Annotated in this window: 10 protein-coding genes; 3 read left to right on the plus strand and 7 right to left on the minus strand. The window is 50.3% G+C overall.

Annotation, left to right across the window (positions count from 1 at the left end; translation table 11 throughout):
• Positions 1–41: 41 nt before the first annotated feature.
• Both AC14M5_RS12485 and AC14M5_RS12490 read right to left on the minus strand, forming a co-directional pair.
• On the minus strand, positions 42–1,724 hold the full coding sequence (locus AC14M5_RS12485; RefSeq protein WP_484029998.1) for an alpha-amylase family glycosyl hydrolase: 1,683 nt from the start codon (positions 1,722–1,724) through the stop codon (positions 42–44).
• Between the two features lie 82 nt (positions 1,725–1,806).
• Positions 1,807–4,191, minus strand: coding sequence for an MGH1-like glycoside hydrolase domain-containing protein (locus AC14M5_RS12490; protein WP_484029999.1), 2,385 nt, complete (start codon positions 4,189–4,191; stop codon positions 1,807–1,809).
• 119 nt (positions 4,192–4,310) lie between these two features.
• Between AC14M5_RS12490 and AC14M5_RS12495 the strand changes: the two genes are divergently transcribed.
• The 3 genes from AC14M5_RS12495 to rpoC all read left to right on the plus strand — a co-directional run bounded on the left by AC14M5_RS12495 (position 4,311) and on the right by rpoC (position 12,448).
• Positions 4,311–4,760: a MaoC/PaaZ C-terminal domain-containing protein gene (locus AC14M5_RS12495; protein ID WP_484030000.1), complete on the plus strand. Its 450-nt coding sequence runs from the start codon at positions 4,311–4,313 to the stop codon at positions 4,758–4,760.
• A 54-nt stretch (positions 4,761–4,814) separates the two neighbouring features.
• Complete coding sequence (locus AC14M5_RS12500; RefSeq protein ID WP_484030001.1) at positions 4,815–7,907, plus strand: transglycosylase domain-containing protein; 3,093 nt, start codon at positions 4,815–4,817, stop codon at positions 7,905–7,907.
• Between the two features lie 293 nt (positions 7,908–8,200).
• Complete coding sequence (gene rpoC / locus AC14M5_RS12505) at positions 8,201–12,448, plus strand: DNA-directed RNA polymerase subunit beta' (RefSeq protein WP_484030002.1); 4,248 nt, start codon at positions 8,201–8,203, stop codon at positions 12,446–12,448.
• A 240-nt stretch (positions 12,449–12,688) separates the two neighbouring features.
• Here the strand turns inward: rpoC and AC14M5_RS12510 are convergent, their stop codons facing one another.
• The 5 genes from AC14M5_RS12510 to AC14M5_RS12530 all read right to left on the minus strand — a co-directional run bounded on the left by AC14M5_RS12510 (position 12,689) and on the right by AC14M5_RS12530 (position 16,219).
• A complete protein-coding gene (locus AC14M5_RS12510; RefSeq protein WP_484030003.1) occupies positions 12,689–13,396 on the minus strand; it encodes an SH3 domain-containing protein in 708 nt (235 codons plus the stop codon).
• An 83-nt stretch (positions 13,397–13,479) separates the two neighbouring features.
• Positions 13,480–13,872: a protease inhibitor I42 family protein gene (locus AC14M5_RS12515; RefSeq protein WP_484030004.1), complete on the minus strand. Its 393-nt coding sequence runs from the start codon at positions 13,870–13,872 to the stop codon at positions 13,480–13,482.
• A 10-nt stretch (positions 13,873–13,882) separates the two neighbouring features.
• On the minus strand, positions 13,883–14,299 hold the full coding sequence (locus tag AC14M5_RS12520; protein ID WP_484030005.1) for a sensor histidine kinase: 417 nt from the start codon (positions 14,297–14,299) through the stop codon (positions 13,883–13,885).
• A gap of 13 nt (positions 14,300–14,312) precedes the next feature.
• Complete coding sequence (locus AC14M5_RS12525) at positions 14,313–14,957, minus strand: hypothetical protein (protein ID WP_484030006.1); 645 nt, start codon at positions 14,955–14,957, stop codon at positions 14,313–14,315.
• 65 nt (positions 14,958–15,022) lie between these two features.
• Complete coding sequence (locus tag AC14M5_RS12530; protein WP_484030007.1) at positions 15,023–16,219, minus strand: aminomethyl transferase family protein; 1,197 nt, start codon at positions 16,217–16,219, stop codon at positions 15,023–15,025.
• Position 16,220 lies beyond the last annotated feature (1 nt).

Consider the following 16,220-nt stretch of genomic DNA (forward strand, 5'->3'; position numbering starts at 1 on the left):
TCATGCAGGGGTTTAGCCCCTGCATGAGCCGTAATGCTTTTTTACAACTTTACCCAGACTACCTGATAGGGTTCGAGTGTGATTTTTGAGAGTGGTACTGATTGGCCTGTGAAAAGATCTTCTGCGGTCGCGTAAGATGTTGTAAAAGTGATTTCCTGCGCGCTGACGTTATGGAAACATAATGCGCGTGATCTTGAATCGGGTGAGATGCGCTCCACAGCAAAGATGGCTGGATGAACGTCCAGTAAATTTTGCATGCCGTGCGGATCAAAGGCAGGTGAACCGCTGCGCGCCAGGAGCAGCTGGCGATAACGGGCAAAGACCTGCGCGCGCAACGAACTCTCATCTGCGAGCTCACCTTGCAAAGTTTCAAGCTCACATTTCTCGCGGTTGATGGTGCGATTACGTCCTGTTTGTTTTACGCCTTCGAGCCAGCCGCGTGAACCAAACAGGCTGTGGAAGTAGATGCCAGGCACGCCGACCAGCGAAAGCATGATGGCCTGCGCGGCAATGAAGCGATCGATCTGCAATTCCAAAAGTTCGGCCCCGTTTGGGTTTGACAGCGCATTGAAATAGTTGATGTTCATCTCATACGGACCTTGCGAACCATCCGGGTTGTGTTTATAGGAGATCAGGCCGCCGTGTTCAAGCGCCTTGTCCACCAAAGAATCAATTTCCTCGTCAGACAGGATTCCTCGCGCGGGATTCAAGCCAATGCCGTCATGCGAAGCAAGGAAATTGAAAAAGGTCGTTTTATTGGACGGCAGGGTTAATGTGCTGGCCCAATTGGATAGGGTGCGAGCATCACCCGTATGGAATGTGTGAAGGGTTAACGGCGGCAGGGCAAAGTTGTAAACCAGTTGGGCCTCGTTCGTTCCGTCGCCAAAATAGGAGATATTATCCAAGTGAGGCACATTCGTTTCCGTGATCAATTGGACGTGCGGGGCAACTTCATTCAGCGCGCCACGCAGGAACTGGATCACGTGATGCGTTTGCGGCAGGTGAATACAGGTCGTGCCGATCTCCTTCCACATGTACGCAATTGCATCGAGGCGGATAAAGGTTGCGCCGCGCTCCACATACATTAATAGTATATCGAGAATTTCAAGCAGGACATCAGGGTTTTGATAATTCAGATCGATCTGGTCGTCGCTGAATGTCGTCCATACCCGCTTTGCGCCCGAGGGGGTGTGACATTCTGTCAGCAAGGCCAACGCACGCGGACGAACCACCTGTGATAGATCAGGCGAATCTTCCACAACGATGAAATAATGGCGATACTGCGGGTCATCGTGCAAGAATGCCTTGAACCATTCGCTTTGCGATGAGATGTGATTGATCACGCCGTCGAACATCAAGCGGAAATCACTCTCCATGGATGTAATATCATCCCAACCCCCTAAATTTGGATCCACCTTGCGATAATCCACCACCGAGAAACCGTCATCCGAGGTCCACGGGTAGAAGGGCAGGATGTGAATTCCATTCACTACACTTCTTAGATATTGTCTGCAAAATGAACTGAGAGTTTGTAGCGGTTTTTCACCTGGCGATTGCACCTGGTCGCCGTATGTGATCAGGATCGAATCCCGCTCTGTTAGACCTTCTTCTCGCTTGTGTATTCGCCCGCGATATCCCGCCAGGATCTTCTGGGCACGCTCGTGCAATTGCGGCGCTTTGTCCGCCCCGTACAAGTAATCAAGATGTGATAAAAGGTTTGTCATCGTATTATTCTAAAATTATTTCTCCAATATGACGATGAACTTTGGAATTGCATTCGTAAGAATCTCGAAAAATTTATACCACTTACATCTCAACGATACAAGGCGTTTCTTCTTTAACGATGGCGCTTTCACCTTTCATAAATGTGATGGTCGTTTGCTCCATGCCGCGCACAATGGTGAGACCTTTGTATTTGATTGTGACAGGCCAGGGGAATAAATTCTTGCCTTCCAGTTTCACTCTTGTGGAGGAAAGAATCATAACGCCAAGCGCCTGCATAAATAAACCAACAGGGGCAAAGCCATGCAGCGAATTTCTTTCGCCAATGCCTGCACCTTTTTCAGCGTGATAGCGTTGATAAAAGGCGCGGTTCTGTTTTAAATTTTTAATGACCGCATTCATTAAATGCGCAGTCAGGCGTGTGGCTTCGGCGCGGAATCCATATGCAAGCAGGCCCTCGCACACCAGCATGTTCCAGGGCAGGCTTACGCTCATTGAAACCGATTCAGCTTCAGGGCCTGGTGAGAGCGGAAGCGAAGGCATTCCAAAGGGCCGGTCAAATCGTTCGGCGGTCATCACATTGCGCCCCACCATCGCATAGGCTTTTTGCTTTTCAAGAATCCCAGCCCAGAGCGGCAATGCCAGCGTAATGTCTTCACCGGTTGTATCCACGATGCGCACATTGATCTTATCTGTTCCATCCAGGCCCATGACGGAGACACGCCCGATGCGGTTAAATATCTTTTGACTCGTTGCCACCAGCCCGCCTGTGCGCCATTGGAATTGATGCCCCAGGATCGTCTCCACTTCGCCCTTGGTTTTGGTGAAATATTCGCTGATCTCCACTTCCGGTCGCTTCGCGCCTGGATCTTTGGTCTGGATCTCGATCAACAAACGGACACCACTCTCAGACTCGAATTTCGGGCGCATGTTGCCGTTGCCTTTTTTCTTTGCGATGATCTTGCCTGTTGAAACCAGCCCTGTTTCGCGATCTCGATAGGAATAAAAGCTGGTGCGTGGATTCCAGCTTGCTTCGATGGATGTTTTTATTTTCTCAGCCTGTGCCTGGATGAGTTCAGTTTCTTCATCGGGCTTGCCAAGTTTTTGGGCGATCTTCGCCAGGGTTTGCGCTTCACGATATAACATGGCTTCAAGCGCAGGGCTGTGCACGAGCGAAATATCCAAGCCCTGCGACCAGGGATTCCAAACATCAAAGATGGGGTTATCGTCAAAGCCTGTTTGCAGGATGTTATCCCATTCCGGCGTGCCATCGCGGTTGCGGTCATGTGCGCCGGAGAACCATGACCAGAAGAATTTAATTAATTTTGGAAATACATCAACTAAGAAAACTTCATCTTGCGTGGCTTGATAATATTTCCATGCAAGGCTGGCGAGCAGGGGAGCGGCCAGAAATTTCCCACGCTGACCTGCCAGCCCGGGCTTGCCATCCACTTCGCCATCTTCATCCTGCGTGGAGAGGAAGTTGAGCAGAAGATTCTTTGCCACCTGCGGCACGCCATGCAGAATGCTGGAAATGTAATATGCTTCCAATGGAAATTGACCGTTCCATGCGGGCGGATAATCTGTGCCGTCACCTTTGCGTGAAAAACCATGATCGATGTAGCGAGAGTTCACGAAAGATGGATTTGGCAAATGTTCGCTGCCACTGAAGAATAATGAGTGCGCGGCTTTCTGGCTGAAGGCGAGTGCGGCATCCCAATCAGGGTCGCCGGTGCGGATATCTAATATTTGTGAGGCATCCAGCATTTCGATGCGGGCAAGTTCGGCTTGCCATGGGCGGGCGGCAGTTTTACGTGCAAGTTCAAATGCTTCGGGGATGGTGTCGAGTGCGGCTTCAGCGAAGGATAAGGTCCGTGTGGCACCGGGACCAAGTTCAAGGTCCAGCATGAGCGAGGGATGAGGACCGGGGCCGTGCTTTGGGCCGCCAGTCATAAAGAGCACGGGGGCGATTCCGCTGGTTTGTCCTGCAAGGATATTCACAAGTTGTTGTTGAGTGGGGATGATGGATTGCCCATCCAGTGGGGCGAGGGCGGCGCAGACTTCGAGCTTGATCTGGCGGATCGCATTGCTTTTATTTGTGAGTGTAACCCGCCCGGCTACGGCATGTGATTCAGGAACCCAGAAATCTGTGGTGACAGAAAGGTTTTCAAGGGGAACAAAATCGAGCGTTAGGAAGTTTGGGTAGAAGCGTTTGAGAGACGGTTTGGTGATGAAGGTGTTAGGGTCTGTAACTGTGCTGCTGCCTTCGGTAAAGCGCAAATATATCCGCATGGAGCGCGCGCGTAAACCAAAGGTTGTGTATAGCGCAACGGCTGCGCGTTCTGCATCTGCTGCACCAAATTCCACTTCCCAGATGTGGTCATTGACGTAATCTGGCTTGCAAAGACGGGCATCTGCCGCGAGGGTGAGGTGGAGTGGGTCGCCGAGAGTTAATGACCAGTCGCGCATGGGCTTATTGTACGGGCAGATGAGCGGATGGTCAAACGGGTATAATTTAGTTTGGTAGTTCGATGGTTTTGATAATTTGGTAGTTGTAATGAAGAGATCAGAGACAAGAGGAGACTTACATGGCCGGACTTTACTTCGAAGAATTTTCTGTGGGGCAAACTGTGAAAACCTTAGGCCGCACCATCAGTGAGGATGCAATCTTTTCATTTGCAGGTCTCACTGGTGATTACAACCAGATCCACACCGATGCGGCTTTTGCAAGCCAGACTCAGTTCGGCCAGCGTATTGCACATGGGCTATTGGGCATGTCTGTTGCTGTGGGGCTGATCATGCGGACTGGTCTGCTCGAAGGCACTGTGCTGGCCTTCCGCGAGATCACCGAATGGAAATTCGTGAAGCCGTTTTTCATTGGCGATACAGTCCATGCTGTATTATCCATCTCTGAAACCAAGGCATTGCCGCGGATTGGCGCAGGTGCGTTGATCGCAACTGTTGAAGTGTTCAATCAAAATGATGAAGCCTGCCAGCGTGGCACGTTGAATTTACTGGTATTGAGCAAGCCGAAATAATTACGGTAGGGGCGCTGCGCCGCTGCGCCCCTACACCATTGATAGGTTATAGAAATGAGTAATGAAGATAACGATAGATTACGCCGACTTTTAAAATCAGAAGAAGAGACTCGTGGCGACGTAAAGCCCACGCCTCAGACTCCGCCGAAACCTGATTCTGCAAATACGGGCAACACCACACCCCGATTCACCCGCCCCGCTCTCGACAAAGACAACATGCCCCTGCCACACCGCGTGGATGAGGTTGACGTGGAAGGTACGAGTGTCACAAATGCCGCGTATAGGCAGACATCAAATCAACATAATCAGGTACAGCACCCTATATATCAAACACCTGTAAACCATCAACATCCCGCGTATGTTCCACCTACGCCTCCATCTCAACCATCCTATTGGGATAAATTTCAATCCATCATACGCGGCAATAAAGGATGCCTTCTGCGTGGATTGATCGTCTCAGTATTTGCAATGGTGGTGCTCGGCTTATGCGTCGGGTCATACTTTGTTTATCGATATTACTTAATTGCCAGCACACTCCCCGAAGTGGGTGACCTGCGTGATCGAGCCTCGCAATTTGAAACCACTCGCATCCTTGACCGAAATGGTCAGCCGCTCTATGAGATTCTTGATCCCACTGCCGGTCGCCGCACCTACGTTCCCCTTGCAAATGTCTCCCCAAATTTGATCGCGGCCACCATCGCAACAGAAGATAAGGATTTTTATAATCACCCGGGCTTTGACCCCATCGCCATGACCCGCGCCTTGTGGCAGAACTATCGCAGTGGAGGGACGGTTTCTGGCGCATCCACTATCACCCAACAACTGGCGCGCGCATTGCTTCTCTCGCCCGAAGAGCGTGCTGAACAAACATACACGCGCAAATCGCGTGAGATCATCCTCGCCGCAGAAATTACGCGCCGCTACTCCAAGGATGAGATCCTTGAACTCTATTTGAATGAAATCTATTACGGCAATCTTGCTTACGGCATTGAAGCCGCCGCTGAAACCTATTTCGGAAAATCAGCCAAAGACCTGACATTAGGCGAAGCTTCATTCCTAGCGGGGCTGCCACAGTCTCCTGCCGTGTATGACATTTACACGAATCCCGATGTCACCATGATCCGTCAACAGCAGGTATTGGTACTCATGTATGAATTAAGCACAGCGGAAGGGTGCATTGAAGTAAGCAACAGCCCTGAACCTGTTTGCGTGGATCCCGTCACCGCAACCCAGGCTGCTAATGAAATGAAGACATATGCATATCGTCCGCCTTCATTTGATGCGAAATATCCGCATTGGGTTAACTACGTCCGCGCGCAGCTTGAAGAGTTATATGATGCTCAGACCATTTACCGTTCAGGTTTCGTAGTCTACACTACGCTTGACCCTATCATGCAGGACCGCGCACAACAACTCGTCACAGAGCAGGTTGCTGCGATGGTGAATAACAACGCGCGAAACGGCGCATTGGTTGCCATTCGCCCATCCACGGGCGAAATCCTCGCAATGGTCGGCTCTCCAGATTTCAATAACGTGGAAATTTCAGGGCAGATCAATATGGCTGTCAGTCCCACCCGTCAGCCTGGCTCCTCGATCAAGCCGATCAATTATGTCGCCGCATTTGAAAAAGGATGGACTCCCTCCACCCTTATTTGGGATGTTCCTAGTCAATTCCCTGATGGCGCAAATCCCCCTTACGAACCCAGAAACTATGATGGCAAATTTCATGGCGGCGTAACAGTCCGCGTGGCGCTTTCCAACTCCTTCAACGTCCCTGCCGTTAAGACTCTCGAATTTGTAGGTATTTATGATGACCCGAACACGCCTGAAAAAGAAGGCATGATCGGTATGGCGGAACGGCTTGGCATTACCTCGTTTACCCGCAATGACTACGGATACTCCCTCACACTCGGAGGCGGCGATGTCAGCCTGATCGATATGACTTCCGCCTATTCCGTTTTTGCAAATGGCGGAGAACGTATGCCGCCTATTGCCATTCTCAAGATCACCAACTTTGCTGGTGATGTGATCTACGAATATAAACCACAAGAAGGTGAGCAAGTCATCCGTGCAGAACATGCCTATTTGATCTCATCCATTCTTTCAGACAATGAAGCCCGCTCGTGGATGTTCGGCCACAACTCACCTCTGAATTTGTCCTTCCCTGTTGCGGCAAAGACAGGTACCACCAATGACATCCGCGATAACTGGACCCTGGGTTATACCCCCGACCTCGTTACCGGAGTTTGGATCGGCAATGCAGATTACACACCTATGTTCAGTACTTCAGGGTTAAGCGGCGCCGCTCCCATCTGGTCGCAATTCATGGAATTTGCTGTGCCTTATGTCACCAACGGCGCGCCTACTGCATTCACTCGCCCGGATGGAATTGTGGATAAATTAGTTTGTCGTTTGTCAGGAACGGAACCATCCAACTTCTGTAAATCAGAATACACCGAGGTCTTTGCCTACGATCAACTTCCCCTGCCTCCGAGCCAGGACCTTGCACGCCGTCTCAATATTGACCTGTGGACAGGGCTACAAGCATCCGATGCTTGCCAGGGGCCGAGTGAAGAAGAATTCGTTATGAACGTTACGGATAAATGGGCGCGTGAATGGTTTGAAACCCGCGATGGGAAAAACTGGCTGGATGATAAAGGACTCCCTGAAGACCCTTACTTTGCGCCTGAACGTGAATGTAAAGAGGGTGACCCTCAACCATTTGTTGAGATCAACTTAAATGATGGCGAGGTTGTCTCCTCTCCAATATTGGAAATCAAGGGTACCGCTGATGCCGATGGAGGGTTTAAAAAATGGGTACTGGATTATGGTTTGGGTGAAAACCCGGATTCGTGGTCTGTTTTGAGCGAAGGCAACAATCCAGTGAAAGATGGAACACTGTATTCATGGAATTTAAGCGGCTTGCCAAATGGGATCATCACTCTGCGCCTGACTTTAATCGGCGATAAAGCAGAAGTGGACAAACGCATCCGACTTAACCTCAACCTGCCCACTCCCACCTCACCGCCTCCTCCGCCGACAGATACTCCTGCTCCCATCCCTCCCACGGAGACTCCCACAGCATTCATTGTCCCAACAGATACACCTGTACCTACAGAAACAGAGACTCCTATTCCAACGCCATAGAATCAACTATCAGTGAAGGGAAATGCCTGGGTGCCTGGGTGGGTGAGGCAGGCTAAAGGTCCACAAAGAGGCGGTGTGGCTTTGGAATCCACATCTCTTCACTGATTAACACCCTTGACGAGCATCCCCTGTGTGCATATAATAGCCTTTGTTGGATGTAAAAAAAACGAGCTAAAAACAGCAAGCGCTTGAGAAAATACTCTCAAAGCGCTTGCCTTTGTTTGTCTCTGATATTAAGCGACTACACGCTATAAGAGAAACTCTAACCGTATTCTTATCTAGGAGAATATCCAGTGGAAACTAAGGGATTAACCGCATTACGTATCAGCCTTGCATCTCCTCAAACAATTTTGTCGTGGTCATATGGCGAGGTGCTTAAACCCGAAACGATTAACTATCGCCGTTTACGCCCTGAGAAGGATGGGTTGTTTTGTGAAGCCATCTTTGGCCCCACTCGCGATTGGCAGTGTTATTGCGGAAAATACAAGAACCCCCGTTATAAGGGCATCACCTGCGATAAATGCGGTGTTGAAGTAACCCGCTCTGCCGTCCGCCGTGAGCGCATGGGCCACATTGCGCTTGCCACCCCCGTTGCACACATTTGGTATACCCGCCGCATCCCATCACAAATGGGCATGTTGCTTGATGTCTCACGCCGCAACCTGGACCGTGTGTTGTATTTCGCGCAGTATATTGTTACCTATGTGGATGAGGAAGCGCGCAAGAAAGCCCTGCAGCGCTTGGAAGATGAAATCTCTGTTTCTGAGCGCGAACAAGCTGCCGGTGTCAATGCCCGCATTGCCGAGATCAAAACCAAACGCGATCAAAAGACAACTGAACTAAAACAAAAACAAGCTTTGCTCGAACAGGGCTATGACGAAGGCATTGCCGAGCAGATGGACCCCATCATCAAGGAAGGTCAGAAGTTCGAAAAACAACTTCAAGACCAGATGGGCGAACCTGCCAAGAAGACCATTGTTTTCGAATCGACTGGCGAGAAGATCATCGATGCCGGCGATAAGGTTGCAAACAAGCATATTACACTCATTCAAAAGACCGTCCAAAAGAAATTGGAAACTCTTGAAAATGAGTTGAAGGATAAGAAGCAGCGTGAGTTGGAAGAACTGAAGACTCAAACTGCCACGATCAAAGCACAGGCAGATCAAGAGATGGAAGCGCTGCGCAGTGAGTTGGAGACGCAGACCTCCGTTTCATCGAATCAATCCTCGCGCCTGCGTGATGAATTGTTGGAGCTTCGTCCCTTTACATTCCTGAGCGAAATCCGTTACCGCGAACTCAAACAACGTTGGGGGCAGGTCTTCCGCGCAGACATGGGCGCTGAGGCCTTCTTTGACATTCTCGAACGCCTTGACCTTGATAAACTCTCTGAAGAATTATGGCATGAAGTTCGCACTACCAAGAGCAAGCAGAAGCGCAAGAAATCCACAACCCGTTTGAAGGTAGTGGAAGCTTTCCGTCGCTCTGGCAACAGCCCCGCGTGGATGATCCTGACCGTTCTGCCCGTCATCCCTCCCGATCTGCGCCCAATGGTGCAATTAGATGGTGGCCGCTTTGCGACCTCTGATCTCAACGATCTTTATCGCCGCGTGATCAATCGTAACAACCGCTTAAAGAGATTGCTCGAACTTGGCGCACCGGATGTCATCATCCGCAATGAGAAGCGTATGTTGCAGGAGGCTGTTGACAGCCTGATCGATAACTCACAGCGCGGCAAAGCACTCTCGCGCCGCGGACGCCGCGAACTGAAATCTTTGAGCGACATGCTCAAAGGCAAGAAAGGTCGTTTCCGCCGTAACCTACTTGGCAAGCGTGTAGACTACTCTGGTCGTTCCGTGATCGTGGTAGGCCCGCAGTTGAAATTGAATCAATGCGGTCTGCCCAAGAGCATGGCGCTTGAGTTATATCGTCCGTTCGTGATTGCCCGCCTTGTGCAGAACAATTATGCGGCGAATGTTAAAGGTGCGCGCCGTCTCATCGAACGCAACCGTCCCGAAGTTTGGGAAGCGCTCGAAGGCGTGATTGGCGACCGCCCTGTTCTGCTCAACCGTGCACCTACATTGCACCGTTTGGGTATTCAAGCCTTTGAACCGATCCTGATCGAAGGCTCTGCTATTCAATTGCATCCACTTGTAACCACTGCTTTCAACGCGGACTTTGACGGCGATCAAATGGCTGTCCACGTTCCGCTTTCACAAAAGGCTGTAACCGAAGCACGCGAATTAATGCTCGCTTCAAAGAACCTGCTCAAGCCTGCCGATGGTGAGCCCATCATTTCCCCGTCCAAAGACATGGTATTGGGTGTGTACTACCTGACCATGGAAAAGAAGGCCGTTCATCGTGGGGATGGCCGCGCCTTTGCAGATATTGATGAAGTGGAACTCGTATATGCTCTCAATCAAGTGGATGTGCATACCGAGATCAAATTCCGCGCGAAGACCTGGTACGACGATAAGGGTGATCGTCTGCCCCAAGCTGAGTATCGTGTCATCGATACAACTGTAGGCCGCGTCTTATTCAATCGCGTTTTGCCTGAACAAGTGCAATTCGTCAATCAAAAGCTTGATAAAGGCGGCGTGAAAGACCTGATCGCAGAAGTATATGAACTGTGCGGACAGGAAGTTACAACTGATGTGGCTGATGCAATCAAGAGCATTGGCTTTGAATACGCAACAAAATCAGGTACCACCCTTGCAGTGGCTGATATTTCCATCCCGCCGGAGCGCAAGGGTATTATTGATGAAGCCCTCAAAGCAGTCGAAGTGGTACTGCGCGACTTCCGCCGCGGCCTGCTGACCGAGCAGGAAAAGAATGAACGCGAGATTCAAATCTGGCAGGATACCACCGAGAAAGTGGGTATCGCCGTAAAGAAGCACATGGATCCCGATGGCAACCTTTCGACCATGGCCACCTCTGGCGCAACCAAAGGCGGTTTCTCCACGATTTCGCAGTTGGCTGGTATGCGTGGTTTGATGGCAGATCCTTCTGGACGCATCATCCCCATGCCGATCCGTTCCAACTTCCGTGAGGGACTCACCGCACAGGAATATTTCATCTCTACACATGGTGCACGTAAAGGTCTCGCAGATACAGCTCTCCGTACCGCAGATGCAGGTTACCTAACCCGACGCCTCGTGGATATTGCACAAGATATCATCATCAACGAACACGATTGCGGCACGCACGAAGGTGTGTGGATCCGCACTACTGACGATGTCGCGGGCCAGTCTATGATGAGCCGTATGTATAGCCGCCTCGTTGCCGAACGTGTGCTCGACCCGAAGACCGGCGAAGTGCTGGCGGAATACAATGACGTCATCACTCACGACTTGGCACGCAAGATCGCCAACGCGAATGTGGCTGAGTTGAAACTCCGCTCGCCGATGACTTGTCAGCTTAATCATGGCATCTGCTCAAAGTGTTACGGCATTGACCTCGCCCGCGGTGAAATGGTGGAGCTTGGTTCTGCCGTTGGTATCGTTGCGGCCCAATCGATTGGCGAGCCTGGTACGCAGTTGACGCTCCGCACCTTCCACACGGGTGGTGTAGCCGCCAGCAGTGCAGATATCACTACAGGTCTGCCGCGCGTGGAGGAACTGTTCGAGGCGCGTAAACAGCCGAAGGGTGAAGCAATTGTCGCCGAGATCGGAGGCGTGATCCGCATCCATCAATCAGAAAAATATGCAGACATGCGTGAGATCCGCATCGAACATGCTGAGATGGTCCACGATGAATATGCCATTCCTGAAGATTGGAAATTCATCGCAAAAGACGAATCCGAAATTCAGGCTGGTGACATCCTTGCTACAAAAGAAAAGGCCACGATCACAGCCCAACATAGTGGACGTGTTGCCGTAGAGAAGAAAGAACGCAAGGTCATCGTTTCCTATGAACAGCGTGAAGAGGTGATCGAGGATATCCCCAACACCGCACGCCTGCTCGTGAAAGACGGTGCACATGTGGAAGCCGGGCAGCCACTGACGGAAGGTTCGCTGAACCCGCATCGCATCCTCAAGATCCAGGGACGCGATGCCTGCCAGATGTATCTCATGACCGAGGTGCAGAAGGTGTATCGTTCACAGGGTCAGAATATCCATGACAAGCACTTCGAGGTCATCATCCGCAAGATGTTGAGCAAGGTGCAGGTCACACGCCCCGGCGATACCAAGTACCTGCCCGGCGATGCAGTGGACCGTCTTGAGATACGCAGAATCAACGAACAATTACTGGCGGATGCAAAGCAAGCGGCTCGCTTCCAGGAAGTCCTGCTCGGTGTTACGAAGGCCTCTCTCAGCACTGACTCCTTCCTCTCGGCTTCCTCGTTCCAACACACCATTAAGGTTTTGGCGAGCGCAGCCATTGGTTCCACAACCGACCCGCTCTTCGGCTTAAAGGAAAACGTGATCATCGGCAAACTCATCCCGGCGGGCACCGGTTTCATTCATGGCCGCTTTACAGATGAAGAAGCTACCAACAATGCCACGCAGTGGTCACAGCTCCCGGATGTCGGGCTTGGGGATTAATCAATAAATATTACGTAAACAAGGGCAGCCTTCAAAAGCTGCCCTTGTTTTTTTATTTCTACTTTGCTACCGTACATTCTATGAATTCATGTCGTTGCGAGCTGCCGCTCTTGTACTTTGGCGGCGAAGCAATCTCCTTTTGAACTGAAGTATCCCTTAAAACAGGGATTGCTTCGTCGGGAAGAACAAAAACCCTCCTCGCAATGACATTTGTAGGGTAGAGAAATTTCTACTAAAAAACTATGGTGTGCAGGTTACGGGGAAATTTACCTGCTCAAAACTTTCATTTGGCGTAAGTACATGCAGTTTGATCCAATAATCATTCGGCGCGTTAATTTGATAATACTCATTAATGACCTGCGTGCCAGCTTCTTCAAAAACGAGTGTGCCGTCGCCAGATGAAACGCCGGTGCTGGCTTCCCATCTCCATGTGAACAAGGTTGGGCCGTTGGCTGTGATCTCTGCCTCAAAAAAAACTGTCTGCGGAAATTGATCGCAAGCTACCACAATGCGATTGGGTTCCACACGCAAATTGACATCGGTAACAGTGACAAAAGGCGGCGGTATGACCGTTAATGGCTCGGTGTCACTTTGTGGTTCAGTCACATCAGCGGAGACCCAGCAAAAACCGCCTGGGTTGCCGGGATCTTGAACATACCACCAGGTGAATGCTTCGTTGCGCCCCACTGCCCGCAAAGACTGTCCCTCGCGCAATTCATTGACCAGTTGATATACAGTACCCGGCCCAAAGCGGCAGTTAATCAATTCATTTTTTATGAGCAGAGTAACCCGCGCAGGTGTGGGTGTAGGAGTGATGGTTGGCTCAGATGTGGCACTTGGCAAGATGGTCGGCGAAGAGGCAGGGATAGTCTCAGGCACAGTTGTTGAAATGTTACACCCCAACAGAGAAACGGAAATGAGTCCTGCAAGCAGGACAAGGCGATTCATATTTTCCTCCTTTTGTTTGTAGGTATCAACTCTCCATCGGCGTTGGAGAGAAAAGGCGACCCAGATGGATCGCCTTTATGCATCTACTTTACTGTAACAGTAAAAGTAACTGTTTGTTGCGGTTCCACAGGGTCATTTGAAGGCGGATAGTACCCAAGAGTGATATGGGCCTCCCCTGCTGCTACAGCTTCAAATATCCAAACCTCCACGCCGCCGCTGCCGGGTATCGCATCTTGCTTGCTTCGATATTCTTTCGAAACGAATTTCACGATAGTTTCATCCAATTCGTTTGCCAGTTCCCAGTGATAGCCTGTAGATGGGTTGGCATCGATGACGATCTTGAATTCATTTCCAACTGCGGCTTCAAGTTGTTTGGCGGCATCTGAGATCTGCAATTCGGCGGGCTGATCTGATTTGCTCTTGCAAGCCGCAAGAACAAATGCGGAAACGATCAGCAGAAACAGGATTTTTTTCATGATACTCTCCTTAATCTAAATCATTGGTCTCTTTTGCCAATGTGAAATAAAAAGTGGATCCCTTTCCCGCTTTGCTCTGGACCCAGATCCTGCCTCCGTGTACTTCGACGATTCTCTTAACGATGGCAAGTCCGACCCCCGAGCCCTCACTTTTGGGATCCAGCTTATCGAAAAGGCCAAAAATACGATGCTGTAATTCCTTTGGAATGCCGCGGCCATTATCGCGCACAAAGAAAATCGGTGAACCGTTTTCCTCGCCATCACACCCGATCTCAATCTGTGGGTTGGGCTGGGTGTCCATGAATTTGGTAGCGTTGTCGATCAGGTTTTGTAGAATTTCCATCAGGCGTGGACGATCTCCATAAACAGCGGGCAGGTTCGGGCGGAGTCTGACCGTGACGCGGCGTGATTCAAGTTGACCATGCATTATATCCATTGCATCATTTTTGAATTATTATTTGACCATTGCACTGTTGCAAAGATAGATTTCTTATTCTTCTGAGGATCACAAAAATTACCAATGCTACTATGCAAAATAGAGAAGAGATTGATATAACGCATAAATAATATAAGCCACTGTAGATAGTCTCAATCATTGAATCAGTTTCTACCCACACCCATATTGAGCCGTCGTCTATGAGAGAGTAATAAACGACAATTCCATATTCAGGTCCAGCAAACGCTCCACGCGCACATTCGACAATATTTTCTGGTGACGCTTTAGGAGGTTTTCGATTTTCGAACTGACAGGAACTTCCCTCTTTCATTGGTATTTCACCAGCACCGCCACTATCTACTTCAATGGGTATGGTTTTGCCTTCGCTCCATTGATCACAGTTTGGTTGAGCGTCACAGAAAACTTCCCTGTAGTAAATTTTGCCATCCTCAGTTTGCGCCCAAACCGCCCGAGAATTTGCATAAACTATGTGTTCAAACCTGAGAGAACTTTCAAGTAACCTCCAATATGGTTCGGGATCCAAGGGAAACCAAATGTTGGCGACCTTAACTCCCGGAATAATTCCCAAGGCAAAAAAGAAAGCAATTAATAGAAGGAACGAAAAACAGCCTTTGACTTTATGCCACATAATTATCTTTTATACTTCCTTTTACTAACAACCAATCTCTAATCCTCTAATCTCTGCTCTTTCTCTCACTTCTTCTTCCACTCAGGCTCATAAAACGGCAACTTAACCACCTTCGCAGGCGCGTGTTGACGGTGATGTTCGACCGTGATTTCCATTCTTACGTCGGTGTCAACTTCAAAATATGGCTTTTGCAAATGCGCGAGCGCGATATATTTTTTCAACACCGGTGACCACGTTGAAGTGGACGCATATCCAACCTGCACACTGCCAACAAAGATCGGCAGGCTGCCGCGTACTGCCATGCCAGGGATTTGCGGCGGCAAGCCAACATCTTTAAATATTCGCTCCATCCCTTCCCATTCCACTTCGAGTCCCATCAACTTCCATACGGAACCCTCGCGCTTTTCACGTTCCAGCGCACGGCGACCCACGAAGTAACCGGGCTTGTCGAGCGCTACCGTCCAATCGAGACCCAACTCAAAGGGAGATGATTTTTGCGGCTCGATCCACGCGTGAGTCGTAGAGGTGTAATCCACATCGAGCATGAAGAGACCTGCTTCCACGCGTGCCATGTCCATTGCAAGGATGCCGACGGGTGTAATGCCGTAGTCTGCGCCTCCTTCCATCAACGTATCCCAAATCTTGAGTGCGTCTTTCGCGTCCATCCAGATTTCGAAACCGAGGTCACCTGTGTAGCCTGTGCGTGAGATGGTGACATCGATCCCGTTGATCTTATTTTTCATCATGCGGAAATACTTCAACTCATCCACGAGTTTCTCAACAACTTTATTCAAAACCTTTCGTGTGTTGGGTCCCTGAAAACTGAGCGCCGCCACATCATCGGTGACTTCGGCGATCTCCACTTCCATACCAACTGCGTTCATTGTCAGCCAGCGCAGATTCGGTTCCGCGGCAGTCAGGCGGAAAGTCGATTCTTCGAGGCGTGTGACCGTGCCGTCATCGATCATCTTGCCTTCCTCGTCGCACCAGCCTGTGTATGCGACCTGACCGACTTTCATCTTGTGGATGTCGCGGGTGGTGACACGGTGCAGCAACGCCGCCGCATCCTTGCCAGTGATGACATACTTGATCAACGGCGAGACATCGATCAACGCCGCTGAATTGCGGATCGCCCAATACTCGCGGTCCAGTGTATGCTCATACGAGCCTGCGGCGAAATATCCCGCCCACTTGCGCCAATTCTGCGGCTGACAGAGTTTTGAGGTTCGTTCGTGAAATGGGGTGGTTTTGAGTTGGAGCATG

Source organism: Candidatus Villigracilis sp. (assembly GCF_057083605.1).

Excerpts from the sequence above, each read along its gene's own strand:
- AC14M5_RS12485 (WP_484029998.1), bottom strand. The coding sequence starts at position 1,724 with ATGACAAACCTTTTATCACATCTTGATTACTTGTACGGGGCGGACAAA.
- AC14M5_RS12490 (WP_484029999.1), bottom strand. The coding sequence starts at position 4,191 with ATGCGCGACTGGTCATTAACTCTCGGCGACCCACTCCACCTCACCCTC.
- AC14M5_RS12495 (WP_484030000.1), top strand. The coding sequence starts at position 4,311 with ATGGCCGGACTTTACTTCGAAGAATTTTCTGTGGGGCAAACTGTGAAA.
- AC14M5_RS12500 (WP_484030001.1), top strand. The coding sequence starts at position 4,815 with ATGAGTAATGAAGATAACGATAGATTACGCCGACTTTTAAAATCAGAA.
- AC14M5_RS12510 (WP_484030003.1), bottom strand. The coding sequence starts at position 13,396 with ATGAATCGCCTTGTCCTGCTTGCAGGACTCATTTCCGTTTCTCTGTTG.
- AC14M5_RS12515 (WP_484030004.1), bottom strand. The coding sequence starts at position 13,872 with ATGAAAAAAATCCTGTTTCTGCTGATCGTTTCCGCATTTGTTCTTGCG.
- AC14M5_RS12520 (WP_484030005.1), bottom strand. The coding sequence starts at position 14,299 with ATGCATGGTCAACTTGAATCACGCCGCGTCACGGTCAGACTCCGCCCG.
- AC14M5_RS12525 (WP_484030006.1), bottom strand. The coding sequence starts at position 14,957 with ATGTGGCATAAAGTCAAAGGCTGTTTTTCGTTCCTTCTATTAATTGCT.
- AC14M5_RS12530 (WP_484030007.1), bottom strand. The coding sequence starts at position 16,219 with ATGCTCCAACTCAAAACCACCCCATTTCACGAACGAACCTCAAAACTC.